This window comes from Stappia sp. 28M-7 (genome assembly GCF_014252955.1).
In the GTDB taxonomy this organism is placed as follows: domain Bacteria; phylum Pseudomonadota; class Alphaproteobacteria; order Rhizobiales; family Stappiaceae; genus Stappia.
The window spans coordinates 3,676,738-3,701,760 of record NZ_JACMIA010000001.1 but is presented as its reverse complement, the minus strand read 5'-3'; the positions used below and the strand labels follow the sequence as shown (position 1 = coordinate 3,701,760).

General features: G+C 68.3%; 22 protein-coding genes. 12 read left to right on the top strand and 10 right to left on the bottom strand.

Annotated features, from left to right (window positions below):
- Positions 1 to 197: 197 nt before the first annotated feature.
- The 7 genes from sciP (at position 198) to flhA (ending at position 8,781) form a co-directional block, all read left to right on the top strand.
- Positions 198 to 473, top strand: coding sequence for a CtrA inhibitor SciP (gene sciP / locus H7H34_RS16610; RefSeq protein WP_067217848.1), 276 nt, complete (start codon positions 198 to 200; stop codon positions 471 to 473).
- A gap of 882 nt (positions 474 to 1,355) precedes the next feature.
- Positions 1,356 to 2,984 carry a flagellar basal-body MS-ring/collar protein FliF gene (fliF, locus tag H7H34_RS16605; RefSeq protein WP_120266978.1) on the top strand — a complete coding sequence of 543 codons (1,629 nt, stop codon included), beginning with the start codon at positions 1,356 to 1,358 and terminating at the stop codon, positions 2,982 to 2,984.
- On the top strand, positions 2,981 to 4,045 hold the full coding sequence (fliG, locus tag H7H34_RS16600) for a flagellar motor switch protein FliG (RefSeq protein ID WP_120266979.1): 1,065 nt from the start codon (positions 2,981 to 2,983) through the stop codon (positions 4,043 to 4,045). Before fliF ends, fliG begins: the two co-directional genes overlap by 4 nt.
- A 24-nt stretch (positions 4,046 to 4,069) precedes the next feature.
- Positions 4,070 to 4,789 carry a FliH/SctL family protein gene (locus H7H34_RS16595; RefSeq protein ID WP_208996590.1) on the top strand — a complete coding sequence of 240 codons (720 nt, stop codon included), beginning with the start codon at positions 4,070 to 4,072 and terminating at the stop codon, positions 4,787 to 4,789.
- On the top strand, positions 4,786 to 5,133 hold the full coding sequence (gene fliN, locus H7H34_RS16590; RefSeq protein WP_120266981.1) for a flagellar motor switch protein FliN: 348 nt from the start codon (positions 4,786 to 4,788) through the stop codon (positions 5,131 to 5,133). Before H7H34_RS16595 ends, fliN begins: the two co-directional genes overlap by 4 nt.
- Before the next feature lie 19 nt (positions 5,134 to 5,152).
- A complete protein-coding gene (gene flbD, locus H7H34_RS16585; protein ID WP_120266982.1) occupies positions 5,153 to 6,526 on the top strand; it encodes a sigma-54-dependent transcriptional regulator FlbD in 1,374 nt (457 codons plus the stop codon).
- Between the two features lie 167 nt (positions 6,527 to 6,693).
- Complete coding sequence (flhA, locus tag H7H34_RS16580; RefSeq protein WP_371811455.1) at positions 6,694 to 8,781, top strand: flagellar biosynthesis protein FlhA; 2,088 nt, start codon at positions 6,694 to 6,696, stop codon at positions 8,779 to 8,781.
- 61 nt (positions 8,782 to 8,842) lie between these two features.
- Here the strand turns inward: flhA and H7H34_RS16575 are convergent, their stop codons facing one another.
- From H7H34_RS16575 to aguB, 3 genes are all read right to left on the bottom strand, one after another.
- Complete coding sequence (locus tag H7H34_RS16575) at positions 8,843 to 9,187, bottom strand: hypothetical protein (RefSeq protein ID WP_120266984.1); 345 nt, start codon at positions 9,185 to 9,187, stop codon at positions 8,843 to 8,845.
- Between the two features lie 147 nt (positions 9,188 to 9,334).
- Positions 9,335 to 10,429, bottom strand: a complete 1,095-nt coding sequence (gene aguA / locus H7H34_RS16570; protein WP_185925829.1) for an agmatine deiminase — start codon at positions 10,427 to 10,429, stop codon at positions 9,335 to 9,337.
- The gene (gene aguB / locus H7H34_RS16565; protein WP_185925828.1) at positions 10,426 to 11,316 is read right to left on the bottom strand and encodes an N-carbamoylputrescine amidase; all 891 of its coding nucleotides are present in this window, start codon (positions 11,314 to 11,316) and stop codon (positions 10,426 to 10,428) included. The genes aguA and aguB overlap by 4 nt, the downstream gene beginning before the upstream one ends.
- A 138-nt stretch (positions 11,317 to 11,454) precedes the next feature.
- Here aguB and H7H34_RS16560 point away from each other — a divergent pair, with 138 nt between their 5' ends.
- Positions 11,455 to 12,078 (top strand): GNAT family N-acetyltransferase, encoded by a 624-nt coding sequence (locus tag H7H34_RS16560; RefSeq protein ID WP_185925827.1) that lies wholly within the window; start codon positions 11,455 to 11,457, stop codon positions 12,076 to 12,078.
- Between the two features lie 42 nt (positions 12,079 to 12,120).
- Here the strand turns inward: H7H34_RS16560 and H7H34_RS16555 are convergent, their stop codons facing one another.
- Entirely contained in the window at positions 12,121 to 12,594 is a 474-nt protein-coding gene (locus H7H34_RS16555) for a YbaK/EbsC family protein (protein ID WP_185925826.1), read from the bottom strand.
- Positions 12,595 to 12,740: 146 nt separating this feature from the next.
- Here H7H34_RS16555 and H7H34_RS16550 point away from each other — a divergent pair, with 146 nt between their 5' ends.
- Complete coding sequence (locus tag H7H34_RS16550; RefSeq protein ID WP_120266989.1) at positions 12,741 to 13,361, top strand: hypothetical protein; 621 nt, start codon at positions 12,741 to 12,743, stop codon at positions 13,359 to 13,361.
- Positions 13,362 to 13,416: 55 nt separating this feature from the next.
- Here the strand turns inward: H7H34_RS16550 and H7H34_RS16545 are convergent, their stop codons facing one another.
- Entirely contained in the window at positions 13,417 to 14,328 is a 912-nt protein-coding gene (locus tag H7H34_RS16545) for a metallophosphoesterase family protein (RefSeq protein WP_185925825.1), read from the bottom strand.
- A 489-nt stretch (positions 14,329 to 14,817) separates the two neighbouring features.
- Between H7H34_RS16545 and H7H34_RS16540 the strand changes: the two genes are divergently transcribed.
- Positions 14,818 to 15,291, top strand: a complete 474-nt coding sequence (locus H7H34_RS16540) for an NUDIX domain-containing protein (RefSeq protein ID WP_185925824.1) — start codon at positions 14,818 to 14,820, stop codon at positions 15,289 to 15,291.
- Positions 15,292 to 15,295: 4 nt separating this feature from the next.
- Here the strand turns inward: H7H34_RS16540 and H7H34_RS16535 are convergent, their stop codons facing one another.
- Entirely contained in the window at positions 15,296 to 16,273 is a 978-nt protein-coding gene (locus H7H34_RS16535) for a glutathione S-transferase family protein (protein ID WP_185925823.1), read from the bottom strand.
- 421 nt (positions 16,274 to 16,694) lie between these two features.
- Here H7H34_RS16535 and H7H34_RS16530 point away from each other — a divergent pair, with 421 nt between their 5' ends.
- A complete protein-coding gene (locus H7H34_RS16530) occupies positions 16,695 to 17,207 on the top strand; it encodes a GNAT family N-acetyltransferase (protein WP_158193371.1) in 513 nt (170 codons plus the stop codon).
- A gap of 91 nt (positions 17,208 to 17,298) precedes the next feature.
- On the opposite strand, the gene H7H34_RS16525 is transcribed toward H7H34_RS16530, so the two are convergent.
- The 4 genes from H7H34_RS16525 to H7H34_RS16510 are packed head-to-tail and all read right to left on the bottom strand — an operon-like array spanning position 17,299 to position 24,186.
- Positions 17,299 to 19,377, bottom strand: a complete 2,079-nt coding sequence (locus H7H34_RS16525) for a hypothetical protein (protein ID WP_185925822.1) — start codon at positions 19,375 to 19,377, stop codon at positions 17,299 to 17,301.
- A gap of 10 nt (positions 19,378 to 19,387) precedes the next feature.
- A complete protein-coding gene (locus tag H7H34_RS16520; protein WP_185925821.1) occupies positions 19,388 to 22,222 on the bottom strand; it encodes a DUF4159 domain-containing protein in 2,835 nt (944 codons plus the stop codon).
- Positions 22,219 to 23,175, bottom strand: coding sequence for a DUF58 domain-containing protein (locus tag H7H34_RS16515; RefSeq protein ID WP_120266995.1), 957 nt, complete (start codon positions 23,173 to 23,175; stop codon positions 22,219 to 22,221). Before H7H34_RS16515 ends, H7H34_RS16520 begins: the two co-directional genes overlap by 4 nt.
- A gap of 6 nt (positions 23,176 to 23,181) precedes the next feature.
- Entirely contained in the window at positions 23,182 to 24,186 is a 1,005-nt protein-coding gene (locus H7H34_RS16510) for an AAA family ATPase (RefSeq protein WP_120266996.1), read from the bottom strand.
- Positions 24,187 to 24,392: 206 nt separating this feature from the next.
- Between H7H34_RS16510 and H7H34_RS16505 the strand changes: the two genes are divergently transcribed.
- Complete coding sequence (locus H7H34_RS16505) at positions 24,393 to 25,013, top strand: DUF1285 domain-containing protein (RefSeq protein WP_371811412.1); 621 nt, start codon at positions 24,393 to 24,395, stop codon at positions 25,011 to 25,013.
- The last annotated feature ends 10 nt before the right edge of the window (positions 25,014 to 25,023 follow it).

The window sequence follows — 25,023 nt, the reverse complement described above, 5'->3', positions numbered from 1 at the left end:
CGACGGCGTTCCTTTCCTCCCATTTTGCGACTTGGGCCTTTTGGGCACGGAGGCAGGGTTTCCCTCGGCTTACGACATGTCTTGCCGGGCTCGAGTCGTTCAAATTCTTACCGAATTGTTGCTTCTCGCTTAGGTAATTTTTAAAGGCAAACCGTTACATTCATAGTCAACGTGGTCATGTTGAGTGTGAGTGTACAATGACCGACCGAGCGAGTGCGCGTGTCAAATATGTAATCGGCCCAGACGGTTCGCCGTTGACGATTGCCGATCTTCCGCCGGCGACAACCCGGCGCTGGGTGATCCGGCGAAAGGCCGAAGTGGTGGCTGCTGTCCGTGGCGGATTGCTGTCCCTCGACGAGGCCTGCAAGCGGTATACGCTGACCGTCGAGGAATTCCTGTCCTGGCAGAGTTCGATCGACCGTCACGGCCTTGCCGGACTGCGCGCGACGCGCGTCCAGCAATACCGGAACTGACCGGACCCGGCCGGCTCGCTTCCCCGCAACGGCCCGTCCCGCAGATCAAGTACGAAGATATCTCCAGAAGGCTGGCCCCTGTGCCGGCCTTTTGACGTTTGCGGGTCACGCGGGGAGGGGGAGCCCGTTGCTCCGCCCGCGTAATTCGCCGCCGCTCTTGGAACCAATAGGCCCCGGGTCACGCTGCGCTTGCCCGGGGTGACGGCCGAGGGGATGCGGGGCGGGTGCGTCATTCTCAGGCCGTCATCCCGGCATTCCGTCGCTTTCGGCTCTCTTCCCGGCCGCGCCCTACTCTCCGACGTCATCCCGGCCGCAGGCGAAGCCGGAGAGCCGGGAACCATTGGTGCCCTCAGCCGGCGTGTGGTGGGAGGCCTCTGCGTGGCGTCATCCCGGACGAGGCCGAAGGCCGAAGATCCGGGATCGGGGAGGCACCGTGGTCGTGGCATGGTTCCGAAGCGCGCCTCATACGCCCTCGGCTCTCCGGTCCCGGGTCGCGCGTGCGCTTGCCCGGGATGACGAACGCGGGGGGCGGTGGGAGAGGAAGGCTGGCGCTCTGGGAGCCAATAGGCCCCGGCGGGCGCTTCGCTTGGCCGGGGTGACGGCCGAGGGGGCGGTGCCGCGACTCATTACGCTTGGCGAAAGGTTAACGGAACCCGGTCGATTTTGCCGGTCCTCTATCGCATTTCGCGACGATAACCGATGGAAATCCCGAGATATTTACCCTTTCCTAACGCGCGTTAACCACTCGTTTACCATCTGGCGGGCAAAAATTGCCTACCGGCCATCCGGGGTGGCTTTTTTCCATCCCCTCATCCCCAGAAGCTGCCCTGGGTGGCCCGGTCTCGCCAAAGGGTTTCCGCGACAGCATCGACGGGTGGGCACGTGAACGGACTTGCGGATCTTGTGAAAGCACTCGGCCCGGCGCGCCTGGGCGCCATGGGCGCCGTGGCGGCGATCCTGGTGGGCGTCTTCGCCTTCATCATGCTGCGTGTGACCACGCCGCAGATGACGCCGCTCTATACGGACCTGACGTTCGAGGATTCCTCGGCGATCATTTCCCAGCTCGACAGCCTGGCGGTGCCCTACCAGATCCAGAACGAGGGAGCGACGCTGCTGGTGCCGGAGGCTGACGTGTTCCGCACCCGCATGCGGCTGGCGGAGCAGGGCCTGCCGCTCGGCGGCTCGGTCGGCTACGAGATCTTCGACAAGGCCGACACGCTGGGCTCCACCAGCTTCGTCCAGAACATCAACCGCACGCGGGCACTCGAAGGCGAGCTGGTCCGCACGATCCGTTCCATCGGCCGCATCAAGTCGGCCCGCGTCCACCTCGTGCTGCCCGAGCGCCGCCTGTTCCAGCGCGACTCGCAGCCGCCGTCGGCCTCCATCGTGCTGTCGGTGCGCGGCGACCTGGAGCCGGGCCAGATCCGTGCGATCCAGCACCTGGTGGCAACCGCGGTCGAAGGGCTGCAGCCGAATTTCGTGTCCATCGTCGACGAGACCGGCCGGCTGCTGGCCAGCGGCGCGGGCGACGAGGGCGAAGGCTTCCTCGCCTCCTCGCTGCAGGAGCGCACTCAGTCGATGGAGGCGCGGCTGCGCAACCAGATCGAGGAGATCCTGAACTCGGTGGTCGGCGTCGGCCGCTCGCGGGTCCGGGTGGCTCTCGAACTCGACCACACGCGCATTTCCGAGACCCAGGAGACCTTCGATCCGGAAGGCCAGGTGGTCCGCTCGACCCAGTCGCGGGAGGAGAACTCCTCCACGCAAGGCCGGCAGGGCGGCGTGACCGCGGGCAACCAGGTGCCGGGCGCCGACCAGCAGACGGGCGAGGGCGGCGACCGCGACCTCTCCAACCAGTCCGAGGAAATCGTCAACTACGAGATCTCCAAGTCGGTGAAGACCGAGGTGGTGGAAGCAGGCGGCATCCGCCGGCTGTCCGTCGCGGTGCTGGTGGACGGCGTCTATGCGCCGGATGCCAATGGCGACATGGTCTACACCCCGCGCACCGACGAGGAACTGACGCGCATCCAGACCCTGGTGCAGTCGGCGGTCGGCTTCGACGACCGGCGCGGCGACAAGGTCGAGGTGGTCAACCTGCGCTTCGCACAGGCGCCGAACATGCTGGCGGGCGAGGAAGATGCGGGGCTGTTCGAGTTCACCCGCGCCGACCTGATGCGCTTCGTCGAGCTGGGCGTGCTGTTCCTGATCGCCCTGCTGCTGACGCTCTTTGCGGTGCGTCCGCTGGTCAAGCGGATCCTGGCCAAGGAGGAAGAGGCCGCTCCCGTGCTGCTGGGTGCCGACGGCCAGCCGCTGGAGCCGGCGCTGCTCGCCGATCATTCGGCGGGCGCCGGCGAGGACGAGGGCGACGGCACGCCGCGCATCGAATGGCTGGAAGAGGCTCAGGCGCAGGGCGCCGTGCAGGTCGCAACCATCGCCAAGGTGGGCGCCCTCATCGACGAGTATCCGAACGAGGCAGTGGGGATCATCCGCGGCTGGATGAATGAGGCAGCATGAGTATCGCAGGCAGCATCCAGGCCGGCCCTGGCACCCATCTGACGATCAGCGCGACCGAGAAGGAGCGCGATCTGCGCGGCGTCGAGCGCGTCGCCGTGCTGCTTCTGGCGCTCGGCGAAAAGCACGGCCGGCGCATCTGGGAGCAGCTGGACGAGATGGAGGTGCGCGAGGTCTCCGCCGCGATGTCGCGGTTGGGTCCGGTGACGCCGAACATGCTCGACGAGCTGTTCGTCGACTTCGTGCGCAAGATCTCCAGCAACGGCGCGCTGAACGGCAATGTCGACGTGACCGAGCGGCTGCTGTCGAGCTTCCTGCCGCGCGACCGGGTGTCGCTGATCATGGAAGAGATCCGCGGGCCGGCGGGCCGCAACATGTGGGAGAAGCTCTCCAACGTGCAGGAGAACGTTCTCGCCAACTACCTGAAGAACGAATACCCGCAGACCGTCGCCGTGGTGTTGTCGAAGATCGACCCCGACCATGCCGCCAAGGTCCTCGGCATCCTGCCGGAGGAACTGGCGCTGGAGGTGATCTCGCGCATGCTGAAGATGGAAGCGATCCAGAAGGAAGTGCTGGAGAAGGTCGAGCAGACGCTGCGCGTCGAGTTCATGTCGAACCTGACCAACACCTCGCGGCGCGACAGCCACGAGATGATGGCCGAGATCTTCAACAACTTCGACCGCCAGACCGAGGCCCGCTTCCTGGCCGCGCTGGAGGAAGAAAACCGCGACTCGGCCGAACGCATCAAGACGCTGATGTTCACCTTCGACGACTTGATGAAGCTGGATGCCGGCAGCTGCCAGACCCTGCTTCGCAACGTGGAGAAGGATCGCCTGGCCATCGCACTCAAGGGCGCCTCGGAATCGGTGCGCGAGTTCTTCTTCTCCAACATGTCGTCGCGCGCCGCGAAGATGCTGCAGGACGACATGGAAGCGCTGGGGCCGATCCGCCTGCGCGATGTCGACGAGGCTCAGTCGGGCATGGTCGCAACGGCCAAGGATCTCGCCGCAAAGGGAGAGCTGATGCTCTCCAAGAGCAAGGGCGACGACGAGATCATCTACTGAGTGGCCTGAGCAATGGCGACGAGAATGGCGAGCACGCAAATGAAGGTCCACCGTTTCCTCTTCGACCGCAACTTCGCGGCGGTCGAGCTTCCGGAAGAGGAAGAGGTCGAGGAGGTCATCGAGCCGGTCGAGCCGACGATGACGCTGGCCGAGCACAAGGCGCTGCTGGCCATCGCCGAGCAGGCGGCGTTCCAGCGCGGGCGGGCCGAGGCGCTGGGCGAGCGCCAGCAGAGCGAGGAAAGCCGCCTTGCCGACGAGGCCGAGCGCCTGGCCGAATCCGTTTCGGCGCTGATCGGCCAGCTCGATGTCGAGCAGGCGCGGCACGAGAAGGATGCGGTGGCCCTGGCCTTTCTGGTGGCGCGGCGGATCTGCGCCCACCTGATCGCCCGCGAGCCGCTGGGCGAGGTGATCGCGCTGATCTCGGAGTGCCTGGGTCCGCTGCGGCGGGCACCGCATCTGGTGATCCGGGTCCGAGACAGCGATCTGGCGGACCTGAAGCCGCGGCTCGACCCGCTGGTCGCGGAAAAGGGCTTCGACGGGCGGCTGGTGCTGCTCGGCGAGCCGGACATCGCCGCCGGAGACTGCCGCATCGAATGGGCGGACGGGGGCATCGTGCGCGACCGCAAGGCGATCGAGCGGCAGGTCGACCAGGCGGCGAAGCGCTACTTCGAAGGCCGGCGCGCCGGCAAGGGGCACAAAGCGGCCCTCAACCAGGAGACCGCCGAGGAGCGGAGTGACGGATGAGCGATACCAACGAAGTGCAGGAAACCGGCTTCCAGCTCACCGACATGGAAGCGCAGGACGCCCCCCGCGAGGGCGAGCGCGACCATTCGCAGGCCCGCAGCGCCGCCGATCTGGAGGCGGTGTTCGACGTTCCGGTGCAGATCTCGGCCGTGCTCGGACACTCGCGCATGCATGTGTCGGAGCTGCTGCGGCTGGCGCCGGGGACGGTGCTGAAGCTCGACCGCAAGGTCGGCGAGGCCATCGACATCTACGTGAACGACCGGCTGGTGGCACGCGGCGAAGTCGTCCTCGTCGAGGACAAGCTCGGCGTGACCATGACGGAAATCATCAAGTCCGATCGCTGATCGGAACAGGAGAAGACCCATGCGACTGTTGATCGTCGGCACGCTGGAAGGCCAGCTGATCACCGCCTCGAAGATCGCCATGGACCGCGGCGCCTCCGTCACCCATGCGGCGACCATCGAGGAGATGCTGAAGGTGTTGCGCGCCGGGCGCGGCGCCGATCTGGTGATGGCCGATGTCGGGCTGGACATCGCCGACCTGATCGAGCGGCTGGAGGCGGAGCGCTTCCATCTGCCGGTGGTCGCATGCGGCGTGAAGACGGATGCGACGGCGGCGGTCGGGGCGATCCGCGCCGGCGCCAAGGAATACATCCCGCTGCCGCCGGATCCGGAGATGATCGCCGCCGTGCTGGCGGCGGTGGCGCGCGACCAGTCGAGCATCATCTACCGCGACCCGTCGATGGGGGCGGTGGTGCGGCTTGCCGAGCAGATCGCGCCGTCCGATGCCTCGGTGCTGGTGACCGGCGAAAGCGGCTCGGGCAAGGAGGTGATCTCCCGCTACGTGCATGCCCGCTCGTCCCGCGCCAATCGTCCGTTCATCTCCATCAACTGCGCGGCGATCCCCGAGCAGCTGCTGGAATCTGAGCTGTTCGGTCACGAGAAGGGCGCCTTCACCGGCGCCATCGCCCGGCGCATCGGCAAGTTCGAGGAAGCCAATGGCGGTACGCTGCTGCTGGACGAGATCTCGGAGATGGACGTGCGGCTGCAGGCGAAGCTCTTGCGCGCGATCCAGGAGCGGGTGATCGACCGGGTCGGCGGCGGCAAGCCGGTGCCCGTCGACATCCGCATCATCGCAACGTCCAACCGCGACCTTGCCGAGGCGGTGCGCGCCGGCACGTTCCGCGAGGATCTGCTCTACCGCCTCAATGTCGTGAACCTGAAGCTGCCGCCGCTGCGCGAGCGGCCGACGGACATTGTCGAGCTCGCCTCGCATTTCGTCGAGCGCTATGCCCGCGAGAACGGCGTGCGCCGGCGCCCGATCTCGGAAGAGGCGCGGCGGATGCTGCTCGCCAATCCCTGGCCGGGCAACGTGCGCGAGCTGGAAAACACCATGCACCGCGCGGTGCTGCTGGCGATGGGCGACGAGATCGATGTCGACGCGATCCGCATGCCGGACGGCAGCCCGATCGCACCGGGCCGCAGCGCCGATGCGCGCCTTGCCGCCGATGTCGCGGCAACGGCGGAGGCGGTCAGCCGCGCGCTGGTCGGGCGCACGGTCGCCGACGTGGAGCGGGACCTGATCCTCGACACGCTGGACCATTGCCTCGGCAACCGCACCCATGCGGCGAAGATTCTCGGAATCTCCATTCGCACGCTGCGCAACAAGCTGAATCAGTATACCGACGAAGGGGTCAACGTCCCCGGTCCGGGCGAGGCGCGGGTCGCCGTCGCCTGAGGGCGGCGGAGAAGTGGTTCTGTTGACGGCCCGGGCGGGCCGCAAGCTGTGACGAAGGGCGTGGCATGAGCGATGTGACCGCAGGCGAGGGCAAGGGCGGCCAGGGGTTGGCCCCGGTTCCGGCATCTCAGCCGGCGCCGGGCGGCACCGGCGGCGGCGGTTTCCGCATGTCTCTCGGCGGGCTGAACCTTGCCGCTGCCTGGGACACGATCCGGCGCGGCGACATCGCGCTGGCGCTCGGCGTCATGGTCATCCTGGTGGTGCTCATCCTGCCGATGCCGGCGATGATGCTCGACCTGTTCCTGGCCATCTCGATCATCTTCTCCGTGCTGATCCTGATGACCGGCCTGTTCATCCAGAAGCCGCTGGAATTCTCGTCCTTCCCGACCGTGCTGCTGATCGCGACCATGTTGCGGCTGGCGCTGAACCTTGCCTCCACGCGCCTGATCCTGGCCAATGGCCATGAGGGCACGGACGCTGCCGGCGAGGTCATCCAGGCCTTCGGCAACTTCGTGATGGGCGGCAATTTCGTCATCGGCATCATCGTCTTCGCGATCCTGGTGATCGTGAACTTCGTCGTCATCACCAAGGGTTCGGGCCGTATCGCGGAAGTGGCCGCGCGCTTCACCCTGGATGCGATGCCGGGCAAGCAGATGGCCATCGACGCGGACCTGTCCGCCGGTCTCATCGACGAGGGGACCGCGCGCCAGCGTCGCCGCGAGCTGGAGGACGAGAGCTCCTTCTTCGGCGCCATGGACGGTGCCTCGAAGTTCGTCCGGGGCGATGCCATCGCCGGCCTGCTGATCACCTTCATCAACGTCATCGGCGGCATCATCATCGGCGTCGCGCAGATGGAGCTGAGCTTCTCGCAGGCGGCGGCCTCCTACACGCTGCTGACGGTAGGCGACGGCCTCGTCTCGCAGATCCCGGCGCTGATCGTCTCCACCGCCGCTGGCTTGCTGGTGTCGAAGGCCGGCGTTGCCGGCTCGGCCGACAAGGCGCTCGGCCAGCAGCTCTCGGGCTATCCCAAGGCGCTCGGCATGTCGTCCTTTGTGATGGCGACGCTGGCGATGCTGCCGGGCATCCCGATGATCCCGTTCCTCAGCCTTGCCGGTCTTGCCGGTTATCTCGCCTATCGCTCGGGCAGAACGCAGAAGGTGGCGGCCGAACAGGTGCGCATCGCCGAGGTGGCGGCGGCGGAGCCGCCGAAGCCGAGCGAGCCGCCGGTGACGGATTCGCTGAAGATGGACGAGCTGCGCATCGAACTCGGCTATGCGCTGCTGGCCCTGATCAACCAGAGCGCGGAAGGCGACCAGCTGACCGAGCAGATCAAGGCGCTGCGCCGCCAGCTGGCCTCCGATCTCGGCATCCTGATGCCGCCGGTGCGCATCCTCGACAACATCCAGCTGGGCGCCAACGACTACGTCATAAAGGTCAAGGAAGTGCCGGCCGGCAGCGGCCAGCTCTACCCGAACCACTACATGGTGATGGATCCGAGCGGCAATCAGGTGAAGCTGCCGGGCACCCATACGACGGAGCCGACCTTCGGCCTGCCGGCGACCTGGGTGGAGGGGCAGTATCGCGAGGATGCGGCGCTGCGCGGCTACACGGTCGTCGACCCGGCGACGGTGCTGGCAACGCACCTGACCGAGACGATCCGCGGCAATGTCTCCGAGCTCTTGACCTATGCGGACGTTCAGAAGCTGCTGAAGGAAATCCCCGGCGAGCAGGCGAAGCTGGTGGAGGACATCGTGCCTTCGCTGATCACCGTCTCCGGCATCCAGCGCGTGCTGCAGGCGCTGTTGGCCGAGCGGATCTCGATCCGCGATCTCGGCACGATCCTGGAAGGCATCGCCGAGGCGACCGGCTTCACCCGCAATCCGGCCACCATCGCCGAGCACGTGCGCTCGCGGCTGGCGCGCCAGATTACCGCGTCGAACCAGGCGCCGGGCGGTTACCTGCCGCTGATCGCCCTGTCGCCGCAGTGGGAGCAGGCCTTCATCGAGTCGATCGTCGGCGAGGGCGAAGAACGCTCGCTGGCCATGGCGCCGTCGAAACTGCAGGAATTCGTCCGCCTGGTGCGCGATGCGTTCGAGCAGGCGGCGCAGCTGGGCGAGGTGCCGGTGCTGCTGACCTCGCCGCAGACCCGGCCCTTCGTGCGCTCCATCGTCGAGCGGTTCCGCGCCCACACGACCGTGATGAGCCAGAACGAGGTGCATCCGCGCGCAAGGCTGAAGACGGTCGGATCGGTGTAACGAAAAAGCGCCCCGCAAGCGGAGCGCCGGAAATGCGATTGATGGCCTGAAGAACGGGCGCTCAGACGGTGACGTCGACGCCTTCGGTCTTCTTCTCGTCGGTTTTGCTGTCGGACTTGGCGAGATCGAGAGTTTCGATGGCCTTGTCGATGCCCTCGTTCTGCTCGGCGATCTTGGCCTGGGCGGCCTTCTTCACCCGGGCCGCGACGTTGTTGAACAGCATCTCGGTGGCGGTCTGGGTCTCGCTGACGCCGACGGAGAAGACGTTGCTCGCAACGGCCTGCTGATTCAGGAACTTCTGGGAATGGGCCTTCTGCTTGGCCTTCCACTGCTGGATCTGCTGATAGCCGGACACCTTCTTGGTGCTGCCATAGCCGCCGCCAAAAGATTTTCCGATGAGAGGCATGGCGGTGGAATGAGGTCCCTGAGCCTGTGCGAGTACGAGATGTTCGGAAACAGTCTCGCCGCAATCCGGTTAACAAAGTCTTAGCAAAAAACCTGCCGTATCGGCACTTTGTTGCGGAATGCGACCCCGGGGAGCGCGGCCCGACCCTCAGGCCGGGACCTGCTGGGTGATGCAGTGGATGTTGCCGCCACCGAGCAGCACCTCGCGCCCCGGCACGCCGACAATCTCGCGGCCTGGAAACAGCTCCGCAAGAATGGCGGCGGCCTGCGTGTCGGTCCGCTCGTCGAGCAGGGGAAACACCACGCGCGTGTTGGCGATGTAGAAATTGGCGTAGCTGCCGGCCAGCCGCTCGCCGGCACTGCGGGCCATGCCGTTGTCGCCGGCGGCGATGCCGGTCGCTTCCTGCGCGCTCATGTGGAGCGGGCCGGGCATCGGCAGGCGCACGATGCGCAAGGGGCGGCCGCGTGCATCGCGGCAGGCGGAAAGATGCTCCAACGCCTCAGCCGAGCGTTCGTATTGCGGGTCGCCCTTGTCGTCCGTCCAGGTGAGGGCGACGGTACCGGGCGCACAGACATGCAGCAGGTTGTCGACATGGCCGTCGGTCTCGTCGAGATGGACGCCGCGCGGCAGCCAGACAACGGTGGTGGCGCCGAGCCAGTCCTTCAGCCCCTGTTCGATTTCGGCCCTGGTCATCTGCGGATTGCGGCCCGCCGACAGCAGGCATTCGGCGGTGGTGAAGACCGTGCCCTCGCCATCGACATGGATGGCGCCGCCCTCCAGCACGAAGGGCGCGCGGTGGCGCTCGACCCCTTCCACCTCGGCGACGCGCGCGGCCATGGCATCGTCCAGGTCCCAGGGGGAGTAGAGGCCGTTCACGTCGCCGCCCCAGGCGTTGAAGCGCCAGTCCACGGCGCGGATCTTGCCGCCCGGACTCGTGAGGAAGGTCGGCCCGATGTCGCGCATCCAGCAATCGTTTGACGGAATGTCGAGGATGCGGATGCCGGCGGGCAGCAGGGCCTGCGCACTCTCGCGCCCTTGCGCCGAGGAGACTGTCACGGTGACCGGATCGCTGGCGTGGATCGCAGCGGCAATCGCCGCGAAGGCGCGGCGGGCGGGGCCGGCGCCCTCGCGCCAGTTGTCGGGCCGCTCCGGCCAGGCCATCCAGCAGCCGGAATGGGGCGCGAACTCGCCGGGCATGCGGAAGCCGTCGGCGGCGGGCAGCGAGGCGAGCGGCGCGCTCATGCGCGAGGGCCCTTGGGGGTGGCGCCGTCGAGGCTGGCGATCGGGCCGTAAAGCTCCGGCCTCCGGTCGCGGAAGACGCCCCATGAGGCGCGCAAGGCGGCGAGCGCGTCGAGATCGAACGTGTGCAGCAGGATGCTCTCGGAGGTGCGGTCGGCCTCCGCGACCTTGGCGCCGGTGGCATCGGCAATGAAGGAGGAGCCGTAGAAGGTCAGCTGCGTGCCGCTGCGGCCCGGCTCGGTGCCGATGCGGTTGGAGGCGACCAGCGGCATCAGGTTGGCGCCGGCATGGCCCTGCATGACGCGCTGCCAGTGGGCGGCGGAATCCCACTGCGGGTCCAGCAGCTCCGAGCCGATGGCGGTGGGGAAGAACAGCATTTCGGCACCCATCAGCGCCATGGCGCGGGCGGTCTCGGGAAACCACTGGTCCCAGCAGATGCCGACGCCGATGCGCCCGAACCGGGTGGACCAGACGCGAAAGCCGGTGTCGCCGGGAGAGAAGTAATACTTCTCCTGATAGCCGGAGCCCTGGGGGATGTGGCTCTTGCGGTAGATGCCGAGGGTGCTGCCGTCCGCATCGACGATGGCGATGGAGTTGAAGCGGGCCTGGCCGGCGAGCTCGTAGAAGCTGACCGGAATGACGATGCCGAGCTCGGCGGCCAGCGCCTGCATGCGCGTGATCGCGGGATGGCCCTCGGCGGGTTCCGCGTGCAGCAGCAGGTCGGGCGCCTCGTCCTGGCAGAAATAAGGGGTCTCAAACAGCTCCTGCGGCAGCACGATCTGGGCGCCGTCGGCCGCCGCCTTGCGGATCAGGCTCTCCATGCGGGCGAGATTGTCCTGCCGGTCGGGGCTGCAGGCCATCTGCAGGGCGGCGAGGGTAACCTGTCTCATCGAGGCTCCTTTGGCGGGCGGCGCTTTCGCGAGGGAGCCTAGCGCAAGGCGGTGCGCACGCCAACGCGGGGCGCTTGATCGCCGGGGCGGGACGGACTACCTCAAGCCGTGCCGCATCGCAGCGCGTAAGGAGCGAGAATGACGTCGTCGATCACCGTTGACCTGTCGGGCTATACCGACCTGCCGGCCGGCAAGGTCGCGACCATCGTCACCTATCTGGAGATGCACGCCCGTCCGCTGCCGCGCCGGGCCGAGCGGCCGGATCTGTCGCTGGAGCGGATCGAGCATCCGGACCCGACCGAATATCGCGCCCTGTTCCGCCGGATCGGCGACGAGTGGCTGTGGTTTGGGCGGCTTACGGGGAGCGATGCGGATCTCGTCGCCGACCTGACGCGGCCCGGGCACGAGGTCTATTTCTGCCGTAAGGGCCGGGGCGGCGAGCCGGTCGGCCTGCTGGAACTGGACTTCGGCGATCCCGCCAATGTGGAGCTCGCCTATTTCGGTCTGGTGGCGGAGGAAATCGGCAACGGCGCGGGACGCTGGCTGATGAACGAGGCGCTGTCGCGGGTCTGGTCGCGGCCGCAGACGCGGCGGCTGTTCGTGCATACCTGCACCGCCGACAGCCCGCAGGCGCTGGGTTTCTACCGGGCGAGCGGCTTCACGCCCTACAAGCGGGCCATCGAGATCGCCGACGATCCGCGCCTTGCCGGCGTGCTGCCGCGCGAGGCGGCAGGCCATGTTCCGGTGATTGAAGGCGAGTGAGGGGGCGAGCGAGGCGGCAAGCGAGGCGGGGCGATGCCCCGGTCAGGGCGTCATGCGGATGACGGTGGCGCCCGTCGCTTTCAGAAGATCGCTCGCAGTTGTGGCAAACACCGCATTGGGGGCGCCTGCGGCCGCCCAGATCCCTTCGAATCGGGTAAGGTCCTCGTCGAGATAGACCTTGACCGGCGCGAGGTGCCCGAGGGGAGCTACGCCGCCAATGGCAAAGCCGGTGCGCTCGCGCACGGTGCGGCCGTCGGCCCGTCCGAGCTCCTCGCCGATGCGCTGGGCGACGGCGGCTTCATCGACACGGTTCGAGCCGCTGACCAGCAGCAGGACGATCTCGCCGCTGGACTTGCCGAGGAAGACGAGGGACTTGCAGATTTCGGAGACGGAGCAGCCGCAGGCATTGGCCGCATCTTCCGCCGTGCGCGTGGAGGACGGCATCTCGCGGATCTCGATGGTGAGGCCGGCCTCCGCGGCGGCCTGGCGGACGCGGTCTATACTGCTTGTTGCCATGGAGAAGTCTTAATCCCCGTTAACCATGTCTACTTGTTTGTCCGTGGACGAATCGTGTTGAGCAGCTGGCGATGCTGCGGTTAATGCGAGTCTATGGTACAAATTTTATTAAGGGTTCGTTTACCTGACTCGAATCGGAACGATGTATGACCAGACCGCGTGACAATGTAGTGCCGCACGCCAAGGTGCGCAGCCTTCGGGAGGCAATCCGGAAGGTCAAGTTCGCCGAGGTCGAGCGCACCGATGTGGTGGTGGAGTTGCAGGAATCGGAGCGGGCCCGTCTGGAACTCCTCGCCGAGGAGCTGCAGGACGTCTTCAAGGAAGTACCGGAGGACGACGACCAGTTCTCCTTCCAGATTGTGCCGGGCAACCTGCCGCGGCTGTGGATCGACATCACCAGCCACGTGGCGATGGGCCGCGACAAGCGCACCTATCGCTTCGTCAAGGACACCAGGCTCGGCCGCACGGTCATCCTCGAGACGCCCGAGCTCGACGACATGGCCGACTGCATCACCGAATACATCGCCGAGCGGGTGCTGGAGCGCGAGCGCGCGGTCGAGGGCGACTGGCTGAACAAGCGGCTGAAGGAACCGCCGCGCACGACGCAGCCCGAGGCCGCCGTGCAGCCGCAGCCGGCGGCACCGGCCGCAGGCACCGTTCCGACGGTGCGCGGCCTGTGGGGCCCGTTCGCGGCCTTCGCCATCGGCATTCTGGTCGGCGCCGCGGCGCTGGTCGGCTATGCGTGGTTCGCCAATCCCCTGAACTGACGCTTTCCCAACGGACAGCCTCCGGCGCACGGCCGGTGCCCGGGACGCAGCCGCGTCAGCCGGGTATTTTCAATTGGTGCCGGGCGATGAACTCGACCCCGGCCGGTCCGTCGCGGCCGGCCGTCGAGGGGATGCCGCGCTCCTCCATCTCGCACTGCCAGGCGCCGGGCTCTCCGGAGATCGAGAAGAGATTGTAGCGGGCGGCCGGGCGCTTGCGGCCCGGACCGTTGGAGGCGGACGGCACGCCGATCACCGGCACGGGGCCGTTCGGCCCCTCGATCTGCGTGCGGGTCGCCAGATGCGTATGGCCGTGCAGCACCAGCTCGCAGCCGGCGCGCTTGACGGCGGCGCGCACGCGCGAGGCATCCGTCAGCCGCTTGTTCCACGAGGTGGCGCCGCTTTGCGGGGGATGGTGGATCAGCAGGACGCGGAACGCGCCTTCCTCGCCGAGGCGGCCGAGATGATCGCGCAGGCGCCGGGACTGGCCGCTGCCGAGGCGGCCGGTGGCGAACCACGGCCCGCTGGCCCTGGCACTCGAGGCGCCGACAAGGGCGACCTCGCCGCGGCGGCGGATGAAGGGAAAGCCCTCCTGCAACGGCAGGTCGCCGGTCATGTAGGGCCCCCACGCGTGCACCGCGCGGCGCAGGGCGCCGGGCACATAGGCATCGTGATTGCCGGGCACGACCGTGAGATCGTCGGGGCGGCCGAGATCGTCCAGCCAGTGGCGGGCGGCCGAAATCTCCATGTCGAGGGCGATGTTGACCAGATCGCCGGTGACCGTGACGTGGTCCGGTGACTGGGCTTTGAGGTCGTCGAGCAACAGGTCCAGCCAGCTGGCGGTCATCGAGCGGGCGCGCGAGCGGTGCCAGTTGACGTAGCCGATGACCCGCTTGGAGACGAGATCGCGGAAGCTGGCATCGGGCATGGGCCCCAGATGCGGATCCGAAAGATGGGCGAGGCGAAACATGTGCCCACATCAGGAACAGGAGGGGGAGCGGTCAAGCAAAAAGCGCCGCGGAGGGTCCGGGCGCTTCCATCCGTCCCATGCGGACGGTGCTCACAAAGGCTCGGCGGCGGCGCGATGCGCGCCTTGCCGGGCGTCCTGTCAGTTGCTGCTGAACGTGGTCAGCACCGCGGCGATGCGCGGGTTGGTCAGGTCGACCGCCGGGCGCCACACATAGCGGCGACGGGCGAAGGCCGGGAACAGGGCCGACAACATGGGTCTCTCCTTCGAGAACGCAGCTTGGAGACGGGCTTCGTCCCGGCGCCCGTATCATCGGGCTCTCGTCCGGGTGCCGCTCCTTCGGCTGCGATGGCACAATTGGCGGAATCGGGCGCTGGAACAAGCGCGATTCGGGCAGTGCTCCCATGCAGGGCGCGCATGGTGGGTTAAGCAAACCTTGCGGTTCTGCCCGCCGGATGGGAGGCGGGGAGCCATGGAAAGGGACAGCGAGGCATGAGGCGAAGCCTGCCGGGCATGAAGGCGCTGAGACGGCTGGCGCTCTCGCTCACGCGCTATCAGCGGGCGATGACGCTCGGTGTGCGCGTTGCGGCAACGGACGGGGAGGGGCGGCTGCTGCTGGTGCGCCACACCTATCTGGCCGGCTGGTACATGCCGGGCGGGGCGGTGGATGCGGGCGAGACGCTGGCGGAGGCCGCGCTGCGCGAGCTGCACGAGGAGACCGGCGTGATCGGCGGCGAGCCGGTGCTGTTCGCCGTCTACCACAACCGGCGCAACCATATCCGCGACCATGTCGCGCTCTACCGGGTGGCGGTGGCGGAGGTGCCCGACGGCGCGCTGGCGCCCAATCGGGAGATCCGCGAGGCCGGGTTCTTCGCGCCGGGTGCGCTGCCGCCGGACACCAGCCCGGCGACACTGAGGCGCATTGCGGAGCTTTCCGGAGAAAGCCCGCCGTCGCCCTGTTGGTAGGAAGTCAGCCCTTCGGCAGGGCGTCGCGGCCATGCGGGCGGTCGAGATCGAGCACCGGGCCGAGCGGCACGATGCCGGTCGGGTTGATGGTGCCGTGCGAGCCGTAATAGTGCTTCTTGATGGTGGCGAAGTCGCACGTGTCGGCGACGCCCGGGTGCTGGTAGAGCTCGCGCAGGTAGCCGGACAGCGCCGGATAGTCGGCAATGCGGCGGATGTTGCACTTGAAGTGGCCGACATAGACCGGATCGAAGCGCAGCAACGTGGTGAACAGCCGCCAGTCGGCCTCCGTCAGCTGGCCGCCGACGAGATAGCGCTGGCGCGACAGGCGGTCCTCCAGCCAGTCGAGCGCGGTGAACAGGGTCGTCACCGCCTCCTCGTAGGCATCCTGCGTGGTGGCGAAGCCGGCCTTGTAGACGCCGTTGTTGACTTCGTCATAGACGCGGGCGTTGACCTCCTCGATCTCGGACCGCAGGCCTTCAGGGAAGAAGTCCAGGCCGCTGTCGACGCCGGGCAGGTCGTCGAAAGCGGAGTTGAACATGCGGATGATCTCCGCCGATTCGTTCGAGACGATGGTCTGTGTCTTGCGGTCCCAGAGGATCGGCACGGTGGCGCGGCCGGTATAGTCGGGGTTGGCCTTCACATAGACCTGCCAGGCGGCCTCGGCGCGGGTCTCGGGTTCCGCTTCCGCGAAGGTCCAGCCGTTCTCCAGCATCAGGGGCTGGACCGCGGAAAGCGAGATCTTGTCCTCCAGGCCCTTGAGCTTGCGGAAGATCAGCGTGCGGTGCGCCCAGGGACAGGCGAACGAGACGATCAGGTGATAGCGGCCGCTTTCGGCGGCAAAACCGCCGTCGCCGCTGGGTCCGGGCGCGCCGTCGCGGGTGACCCAGCTGCGGAAGGAGGATTCCTTTCGCTCGAACCGTCCGCCGGTCGAGCTGGTATCGTACCAGACGTCCTTCCACACTCCGTCCACCAGCATGCCCATGTCGCGCGTCCCTTTTTTCCGTGTCGTTGTTCGTTCACGATAGGAGATGGGGCCACGGCGCGCGCCTTCAACCGCGCGAATGGACCATTCACGGAGAGTGAACGATTGTTCGGGCCGTAAAAGCGCTTTACGGTCCGGGCATTGCATGATACCGACCCCATCCGGTCATGATACACATTCCAGTCACGGGATGCGGGTCGGGCCGAAACCGGTTGCTGCGGATGCCGAAGGGCATGCCGCGAGAGCAGGACGCGATGAACAGGATCGAACGGCAGCGACGACGAGACTTGCGACGAGGCCAGCCCTCGCGCGTCGTCACACGTGTGCCTTGAGATCCGTCTAGAGCGTTGGGGATGAACCGGCGGAGCGGATCGAGGGCACAAGTTTCCGCCTGACCGTACCGATCACCGAGATCCGACCCATGCTCGCACTGTCCTGGCTTATCCGGAACGAACTGCCTTCCGACCTTCCCGCCATTCTCGACCTGCAGGCCGAAGCCTTCGGCCCGGGCCGCTTCGCCAAGACGGCCTTCCGTCTGCGCGAGGGGATCGAGCACGACCGTCGGCTGAGCTTCGTGGGTATGAGCGGCGACGTGTTCGCCGGTTCAGTGTGGCTGACGCCGATCACCATCGGCGATGCACCCTCGCAGCTGCTTGGCCCGCTGGCGGTGGCGCCGGCCTTCAAGAACCGGGGACTGGGCCGGCTGCTGGTCAACCAGGCGCTGAAGACGGCGCAGGCCCTTGGCGAAAAGAGCGTGCTTCTGGTCGGCGATGCGCCCTATTACGGGCCGCTCGGCTTCGCGCCGGTGCCGATGGGGCGGATCACCCTGCCGGGGCCGGTCGATCCGGCGCGGCTGCTGGTCGCCAATCTGGTGCCGGGCAGCGAGATGCCGCATGGCAAGGTGCGCGGCGGCCGCGACGCGGTCGCGGCCTGATACGCCTTCACGCCCGATAGCGCGACCTGGCGCCCCCATCCCGCGATACCGCAGGCCCTGCGAGGGAGCGCGGCCTGCGAGGGAGCGCGGCCTAGCGCCCTTCGCGATACCACAAGAACGACACGCCGCCGAGCAGCAGGGCGAGGCCGAGCAGGCCCTGGAACAGGGGATAGCGGTCGATGCCGCGCAGGATGCTGGCTTCCGTGGTGCGGAAGCCGATCCAGCCGTCGCCGGCAAAGCTGGTCGCGCGGCGCATCGGCACCACCCGGGGCACGACGATCCGGTCGTCCGATCCCGCGAGGCGGCGGACGCTGCCGCCGGTTTCGCCGGCGACAGGGGCAAGCGTCTCCACCGTCGACAGCACGTCGGTGAATTCGCGCGGGTTTGGCGGGCCGACATGGACCAGCGCCTTGCGGGTGCCGTCGTCGACGGAATAAAGGCCGAGATCGGGGGCCGGGGCGGTGGCGCGCCACAGGCCGGGCGACACCTCGGTCGGGGTGAGGTTGCGCGTCTCGCCGCCCGGCAGGGTCAGCGTCATGTCGCCGACGGCCTCGCCGATGGTCTGGCGCTCGGCGACGACCTCTGGTCCGCGCGAGGTGAGGCGCAGGGCCTCTTCCTCCAGATCCGGTTCCTTCATCAGCCAGTGGGCGAGGCGGCGCAGCAGCGCGACATGCGGGCCGCCGCCCTCGTAGCCGCGCGCCCACAGCCAGACATGATCCGACAGGAGCACCGCGACGCGGCCTTCGCCCTCGCGGCTGAGCACGAGCAGCGGCTTGTCCTCGGCGCCGGTCATCAGCGTCTCGCCGTTGCGGATGGTGGCATCGACCAGGCGGAACCAGCGGCTCCAGGCCGGCGGCTCCGACGTGGAGCCGGGCAGGGCGCGCGTCACCGGGTGGCGGTTGCCGACCTCGGAAATGCCGGCGCGGAACGGCTCCTCGTAGATCATGCCGCTGGGCTCTGCCGGCAGGACCGGCGAGAGCGGCGTGCGGTAGATGCTGCCGCCTTCCGCGTAGTCGGGGCCGCCGGCGACGAGCACGGCGCCGCCCTCGCGCACATAGCGGGCGATGTTGTCGAAATAGAGCAGGGGCAGCACGCCGCGCCGCTCGTAGCGGTCGAAGATGATCAGGTCGAACTCGTCGATCTTCACCGAGAACAGCTCGCGCGTGGGGAAGGCAATCAGAGAGAGCTGGTTGATCGGCGTGCCGTCCTGCTTGTCGGGCGGGCGCAGGATTGTGAAGTGGACGAGGTCGACGGAGGCGTCGGACTTCAGAAGGTTGCGCCAGGTACGCTCGCCCGCATGCGGGCTGCCGGAGACCAGCAGGACGCGCAGGTTCTCGCGGATGCCCTCGATGGTGACGACGACCCGGTTGTTGATGTCGGTGAGCTCGCCGTCCAGCACTTCGGCGGAGAACTCGAAGATGTTGTTGCCGCCATGGGCGATGGTGACGGGAATGTCGATGCTCGCGCCGGGCTGGGCCATCTGCTGGGAGACGACCTCGCCGTCGCGCCGCACCACGATGGGCACCCGGCCGCCGGAGTCTGTCATGCCGCGATCCTGCAGCTGCAGCGTGACGACTTGCTGCGAGCCGACGAGCGCGAATTTCGGGGCGCGGCCAATGGCAAGGCGGCGGTCGATCTCGTCCTCATGGCCGGTGATCAGCGCGTGCAGCGGCGCGTTGAAGCCAAGGTCCGCCGCGCGGGCGGGAATGTCGTGCACCTGGCCGTCGGTGATCATCACCGCGCCGCCGATGCGATCCGGCGGGACGTCGGACAGGCTGTCGGCGAGTGCGGAGAACAGGGCCGTGCCATCGGCCGTGGCGCCGTCGCCGCGACCGGCCCGCGTCACCCGGACCTCATAGCCGGGCAGGCCGGCGAAGCGCTGTTCCAGGGCGGTCAGGGCCTCGGCGGCGGCGCTGGTGCGGTCGGCAAGGCGCTGGCTCTGGCTCTCGTCGACGATGACGGAGACGACGCTGGAGAGCGGCTCGCGGTCCTCGCGCTCGAGCGCCGGGCCGGTCAACGCGAGAAGCAGCAGGGCCATGGCAAGCGCCCGCAACGGCCAGGCCGGCAGGCGCAGCACCAGCGCGCCGACGACGAGCAGCAAGGCCGCCACAGCGGCGGCAATGAGCGCCCAGAGCGGCACGAGAGGGGCAAAGGAGAGGGACCAGATCAATGGATCGCTCCTATTGGCCGAGCCGTTCCAGCAATGCCGGAACATGCACCTGGTCGGCCTTGTAGTTGCCGGTCAGGGCGTACATGACGATGTTGACGCCGGAGCGGTAGGCGTATTCGCGCTGCATGGCATCGTTGGGAATGGTCGGGAACAGCGGGTTGCCGGCCTCGTCCACGGCCCAGGCGGCGGCGAAGTCGTTGCCGGTGATCAGGAGCGGGGAGACGCCGTCGCCGGCGCGCACCGGGCGGTCACCGGCGGTCTGGGTTTCCGTCGCCTCGACCCAGAGCGGCCCGTCGGCATAGCGGCCGGGGAAACTCTCGAGCAGATAGAAGGCCTTGGTCAGGACGTGGTCGGCGGGCACCGGTTCCAGCGGGGGAATGTCGAGCCCGTCGAGCACCTGGCGCAGGCGCAGCACCGACGGCGAGGTTCCGAAACCGGAAATCCCGGCCGAAAGCTGGTCGGCGGTGTCGAACAGGATGGTGCCGCCGTTGCGCATATAGGTGTCGATGCGTGCCAGCGCCTCGGGCGAGGGTACCGGCGTCGTCTCGGAGATCGGCCAGTAAAGCACGGGGTAGAAGGCGAGCTCGTCGGTTGCAATGTCCACGCCGACGGGCGCCTCGGGCTCCAGCGCCGTGCGGGTGGAGATGTAGCGGGTGAGGCCGAGCAGGCCCTGGCGACTGGTGGCGTCGCGGTCCGGCTGGCCGGTGAGCACATAGGCAAGGCGGGTGTCGAGCGTCGCCTCCAGCGCTGCCAGATCGTCGGACGTGTCCTGCGCCCTTGCCGTCTGCGGCTGGACGAGCGCTGCGGCAATGCCGGCGAGAAGCAGCACGGCCGCGCCGCGGGACAGGCGGCTGCGCAGCCCCTGCGCATCGCCGCGTAGCCACATCATCGCGATTGCGTCGGCGAAGAGCAGAAGCAGCGCGGCGATGAAGAGCAGCGGGCGCAGGTCCGTTGCCTCCGTCGTGGGATAGCGCGCGACCGTCGCGGCGCCCTCGATCGGGGCGAGGTCGAGCGGCATGACCTGATCGAGGGAGGTGAAGAGGTTGATCGCGCGGAATGCATCGTCGCTGCCGTAAAGGCCGGGAGGATGACGGCGGCTGGCCTCGACCTCACCCTGGCGGGCGGAGACGGGCAGGGCGGAGGCCGGCGGCGGGCCCAGACGGCCGCGCCCGTCGAGCACGCGCACGGGCGGCAGAAGGACCTCTGCCGGCTCCTGCACGGTGCCGGAGGCGGCGGCGGTGCCGTTGCCATCGCCCCTTGCGCCGGAGGCCGAGGAAAGCGCCACGATCCGCCGCAGCATGGAGACGAAGGTGCCGGAGATCGGCAGGTTCGACCAGCCGGTGTCGGCGGTGACATGGAAGAGGACCAGCGTGCCGCGTCCGCGCGCCGACGCGGTGACGAGCGGCGTGCCGTCGGCCAGCGAGGCCCAGGTGCGGTCGGCAAGATCGGGGCCGGGCTCGGCCAGCACCTGCCGGTTGACCGTCACGTCGGCCGGAACGGCAAGGCGGGCGAAGGGCGAGGTGTCCGAAAAGCTTGCCAGCGGTTGAGGCTGTTCCCAGGACAGGCTGCCGCCCAGCGTCCGGTCGCCGGCGCGAAGGGGCGAGGGCACCAGATCGTCGGTGCCGCCGGCCATGCGCGGGCCGGCGAAGCGGACCAGTACCCCGCCTTGCTCGACCCAGGCCGCGACCGCCTCCAGCGCGCCTTCCGGCAGGCGGCCGACATCGGCCAGCACGATGACGGAGACGCCCTGCTCGATCAGGTCCGGCAGGGCTTCGGCGAGGTTCTCCTCGCGCGGGCGGCGCAACTCGGCAAAGGGCGAGAGCGCACGCTCCAGATAATAAAGCGGCGACAGCAGCGGCTGTGCCTGATCGGCGGAGGCGCCGGAGACGATGCCGACGGTGCGGCGCTGCCAGCGGTCGTCGAGCAACTGCACGCCGGCGGCGCTGTCCTCGCCGACCAGCTCCAGCCGGGCGACGTCGTTGCGCAGCTCGACGGGGAAGTCGAACCGGGCCGATCCGGTCACGCCGTCCTCGTCGAAGGAGGCATCCGTCTCGCCCAGGGTGAGGCCGCGCATGTCGAGCGCGCGGATGGTGCGCGGCGTGGAGGACGGGGCGTCCGCGCGCACGGAGACGGTCAGCGCCTCGATGTCGTTGCGGGCATCGGCCAGCACGGTGGGCCGGCCGAGACCGGTCATGACGGTGAGCTCGTTCTCGCCGGCAAGGGCGCCGAGATCCGCGACGAAGCGCGCGGTGCCGGCATTCGCCGCGTCCTCGGCCAGCCAGACGATGGAACCGGGACGGGTTTCCTGCGCGGCCTTGCGCAGGCCGATGGTCAGCTCGCCCCGGTTGGCCGGCCAGGAGCGCGGCTCGAGCACGCGCAGCCGCTCCAGCGCGACGCGGGCGTTCTGAGGCACGAGGGGCTGGTCGGCCCCTTCCGCGGTTGCGGCGAGCAGGACCGGGCGGCCGGTGTCGGCGGCGGTCTCGACAAGCCGTTCTGCCGTGCGGCGGCGGGTTTCCCAGCCCGAGGAGGAGGCCCAGCCGTTGTCGAGGACGATCCACAGGGGACCGGAGCCGGAGGGTGCATCGGCAAGCGGGCGCCAGATCGGCCCGGCAAGGGCAAGAATGATCGCGGCGGCGAGCAGCAGGCGCAAAAGGGTCAGCCACCAGGGGCTGTTGTCCGGCGTCTCCTCGCGCTTGTCGATATCGGCGAGGAGGCGTGCGGGCGGAAAGGAGACGCGGCGCGGGCTCGGCGGGATCAGCCGCAGCAGCCACCAGATCACCGGAAGCAGCAGCAGGGCGGCGAGCACGAGCGGGGCGGTGAAGCCGAGGGGCAGGAAGGAGCTCATCGGCCGGCGCCTCCCGGTCCGTGGATCGGAATGCCGCTGAGGCGGCTGTGCAGCAGCAGCATCGGCTCGGATGCCGGGCGGTCGGTGTGGTGGACGACGAAGGTCCAGCCGGCGCGGCGTGCGGCATCCGACAGCGCCTGCCGATGCGCCTCCAGCCGGTCGCGATAGGCGCGCCGCCACTGCTCGGCCTTGCCGCTGGTCAGCTTGAAGCCGGTTTCGGGATCGCGGAACTCGGTGCGGCCGGTGAAGGGGAAGGTCTCTTCGATCGGATCGAGGACCATGACCACATGGGCGCGGGCACCGGTGGCGGCGACCTTGCGCATCCAGGTCAGCGTCTCCTCGACCGGATCGAGCAGGTCTCCGATCAGCACCACTTCCGAAAAGCGGCGGATGTCCTCCGTCGGCGGCAGGCTGACCGGGTCGGCGAGATGCCCGAGGGAATCGGCGATACGCTCGGCCGCGTGACGGTCGGCGGCGGGGCGGCGCAGACCAGGCAGGCCGATGCGCTCTCCGGTATCGGCGAGAAGGTCGGCAAGCGCCAGCAGCAGCACGAGGGCGCGGTCGCGCTTCAGGACCTGCGACAGATGCGAGCGAAAGCCCATGGAGGGCGAGAGATCCGCCCAGAGCCAGACGGTGTGGGCGGCCTCCCATTCGCGCTCGCGGACATAAAGATGATCGTCGCGTGCGGAGCGGCGCCAGTCGATGCGGCGCACCGGCTCGCCGGCGATGAAGGGACGGAACTGCCAGAAATTCTCGCCGGTGCCGGAGCGGCGGCGGCCGTGCCAGCCGGCATTGATCGTCATGGCCACCTGGCGGGCTTCGACCAGCAGATCGGGCAGGGCCTCGGCGAGCGAGCGCGCGCCGGCCACGACCTGCGGCCAGGCGGCTCCCTGATGATCGTCCTGCGCCGCGGAGCCTGGCGAGGAGAGCGAGAAGCGCCCAAGGCCGCTCATGAGCCGTTATCCGATCCGGCTCTTGATGCGGCCGATCAGCCCGCGGATCGTCTGCCCGTCGGCACGCGCGCCGAAGGTCAGCGCCATGCGGTGCTGCAGGACCGGCTCGGCCAGCGCCAGCACGTCATCGACGGAAGGAGCGAGGCGCCCGTCGACCAGGGCGCGGGCGCGCACGGTGAGCATCAGTGCCTGGCTGGCGCGCGGCCCCGGACCCCAGGCGATCTGGCTGGTGATCTCGTCGTCGCTCTCGCCGGGACGGGCGGAGCGGACAAGCTCGAGGATCGCCTCGACGACGCTCTCGCCGACCGGCATGCGGCGCACGAGCTGCTGGCAGGTGACGAGATCCTCCGCCGACATGACGGCTGTCGCCTTCGCGTCCTGCGCGCCGGTCGTCTCCATGAGGATGCGCCGTTCCGCCTCGCGGTCGGGATAGTGCACGTCGATCTGCATCAGGAAGCGGTCGAGCTGCGCCTCGGGCAGGGGGTAGGTGCCTTCCTGCTCCAGCGGGTTCTGGGTCGCCAGCACATGGAAGGGGCGCGGCAGGTCGTAGCTCTGGCCGGCGACGGTGACATGATATTCCTGCATCGCCTGCAGCAGGGCCGACTGGGTGCGCGGGCTGGCGCGGTTGATCTCGTCGGCCATCAGGACCTGCGAGAAGATCGGCCCCTTGATGAAGCGGAAGGCGCGGCTGCCGTCGCGGCCCTGGTCCATCACCTCGGCGCCGAGAATGTCGGAGGGCATCAGGTCCGGCGTGAACTGGATGCGCCGGGCATCGAGCCCGAGGACGGTGCCGAGCGTTTCCACCAGCTTGGTCTTGGCAAGGCCGGGCACGCCGACCAGCAAGCCGTGACCGCCGGCCAGCAAGGTCACCAGCGCGCGCTCGACGACGCTTTCCTGGCCGAAGATGATGCGGGCGATCTCGGTGCGGGCGGCGGTGATCTTTTCCATCGCAGCCTCCGCATCGCGGGCGACCTGCTCGTGATCAACTTCCGGTGAAGTGACGGCGCTCATGGTCGATTCATACCTCCTGATCACGCGGCAGCTGCGACATCGCTCGTTCCGCCGGGGCCGGCCCGCGGTTGCCATCCGCCGTCTCCCCGTTGCAGTCTTGCGGCGGGAAACGGTCCGGGACTCACCCAGCCATGCGGCAATGGTAACCCATGTCATGATAGGGTATGGGCCAAATGATGGCGGCGACAATGGGAGATGTAACAGGGATGACGCGAAGGCAGGCGGAGGACACGAGCACGATGCCCGCCGGACTGGCCGATCTCGTCGCCCGCGCCGGCAAAACGCGAGGCACGCCGCCGGTCGAACACTGGAATCCTCCCTTCTGCGGCGACATCGACATGCGGATCGCAAGCGACGGCCGCTGGTACTACATGGGCTCGCCCATCGGGCGCGAGGCCCTAGTGCGGCTGTTCGCCTCCGTACTGCGGCGCGACGAGGACGGGCGGCATTATCTGGTGACGCCGGTCGAGCGGGTGGGCATCACGGTCGAGGATGCGCCCTTCATCGCGGTGGAGATGCATGCGCAAGGCGAGGGGCGCGACCGGCTGTTGACCCTGCGCACCAATGTCGGCGATGTGGTGAAGGCGGATGCCGACCATCCCCTTCGTTTCGAACGGGAAGTTGGTACCGACGGCCTGAAACCCTATATCAGGGTGCGTGGGGGGCTGGATGCGCTGCTGGCGCGGCCGCTCCTTTATGAGCTGGCCGAACTCTTCGAGGAACACAACGTCGATGGACGCGCCATGCTCGGCGTGTGGAGCGGCGGCGTCTTCTTTCCGGCGGTTGCGGCCGGCGAGGCGAATATGGAAACGGGCGGGGCAGGGTGAGCCTGGATAT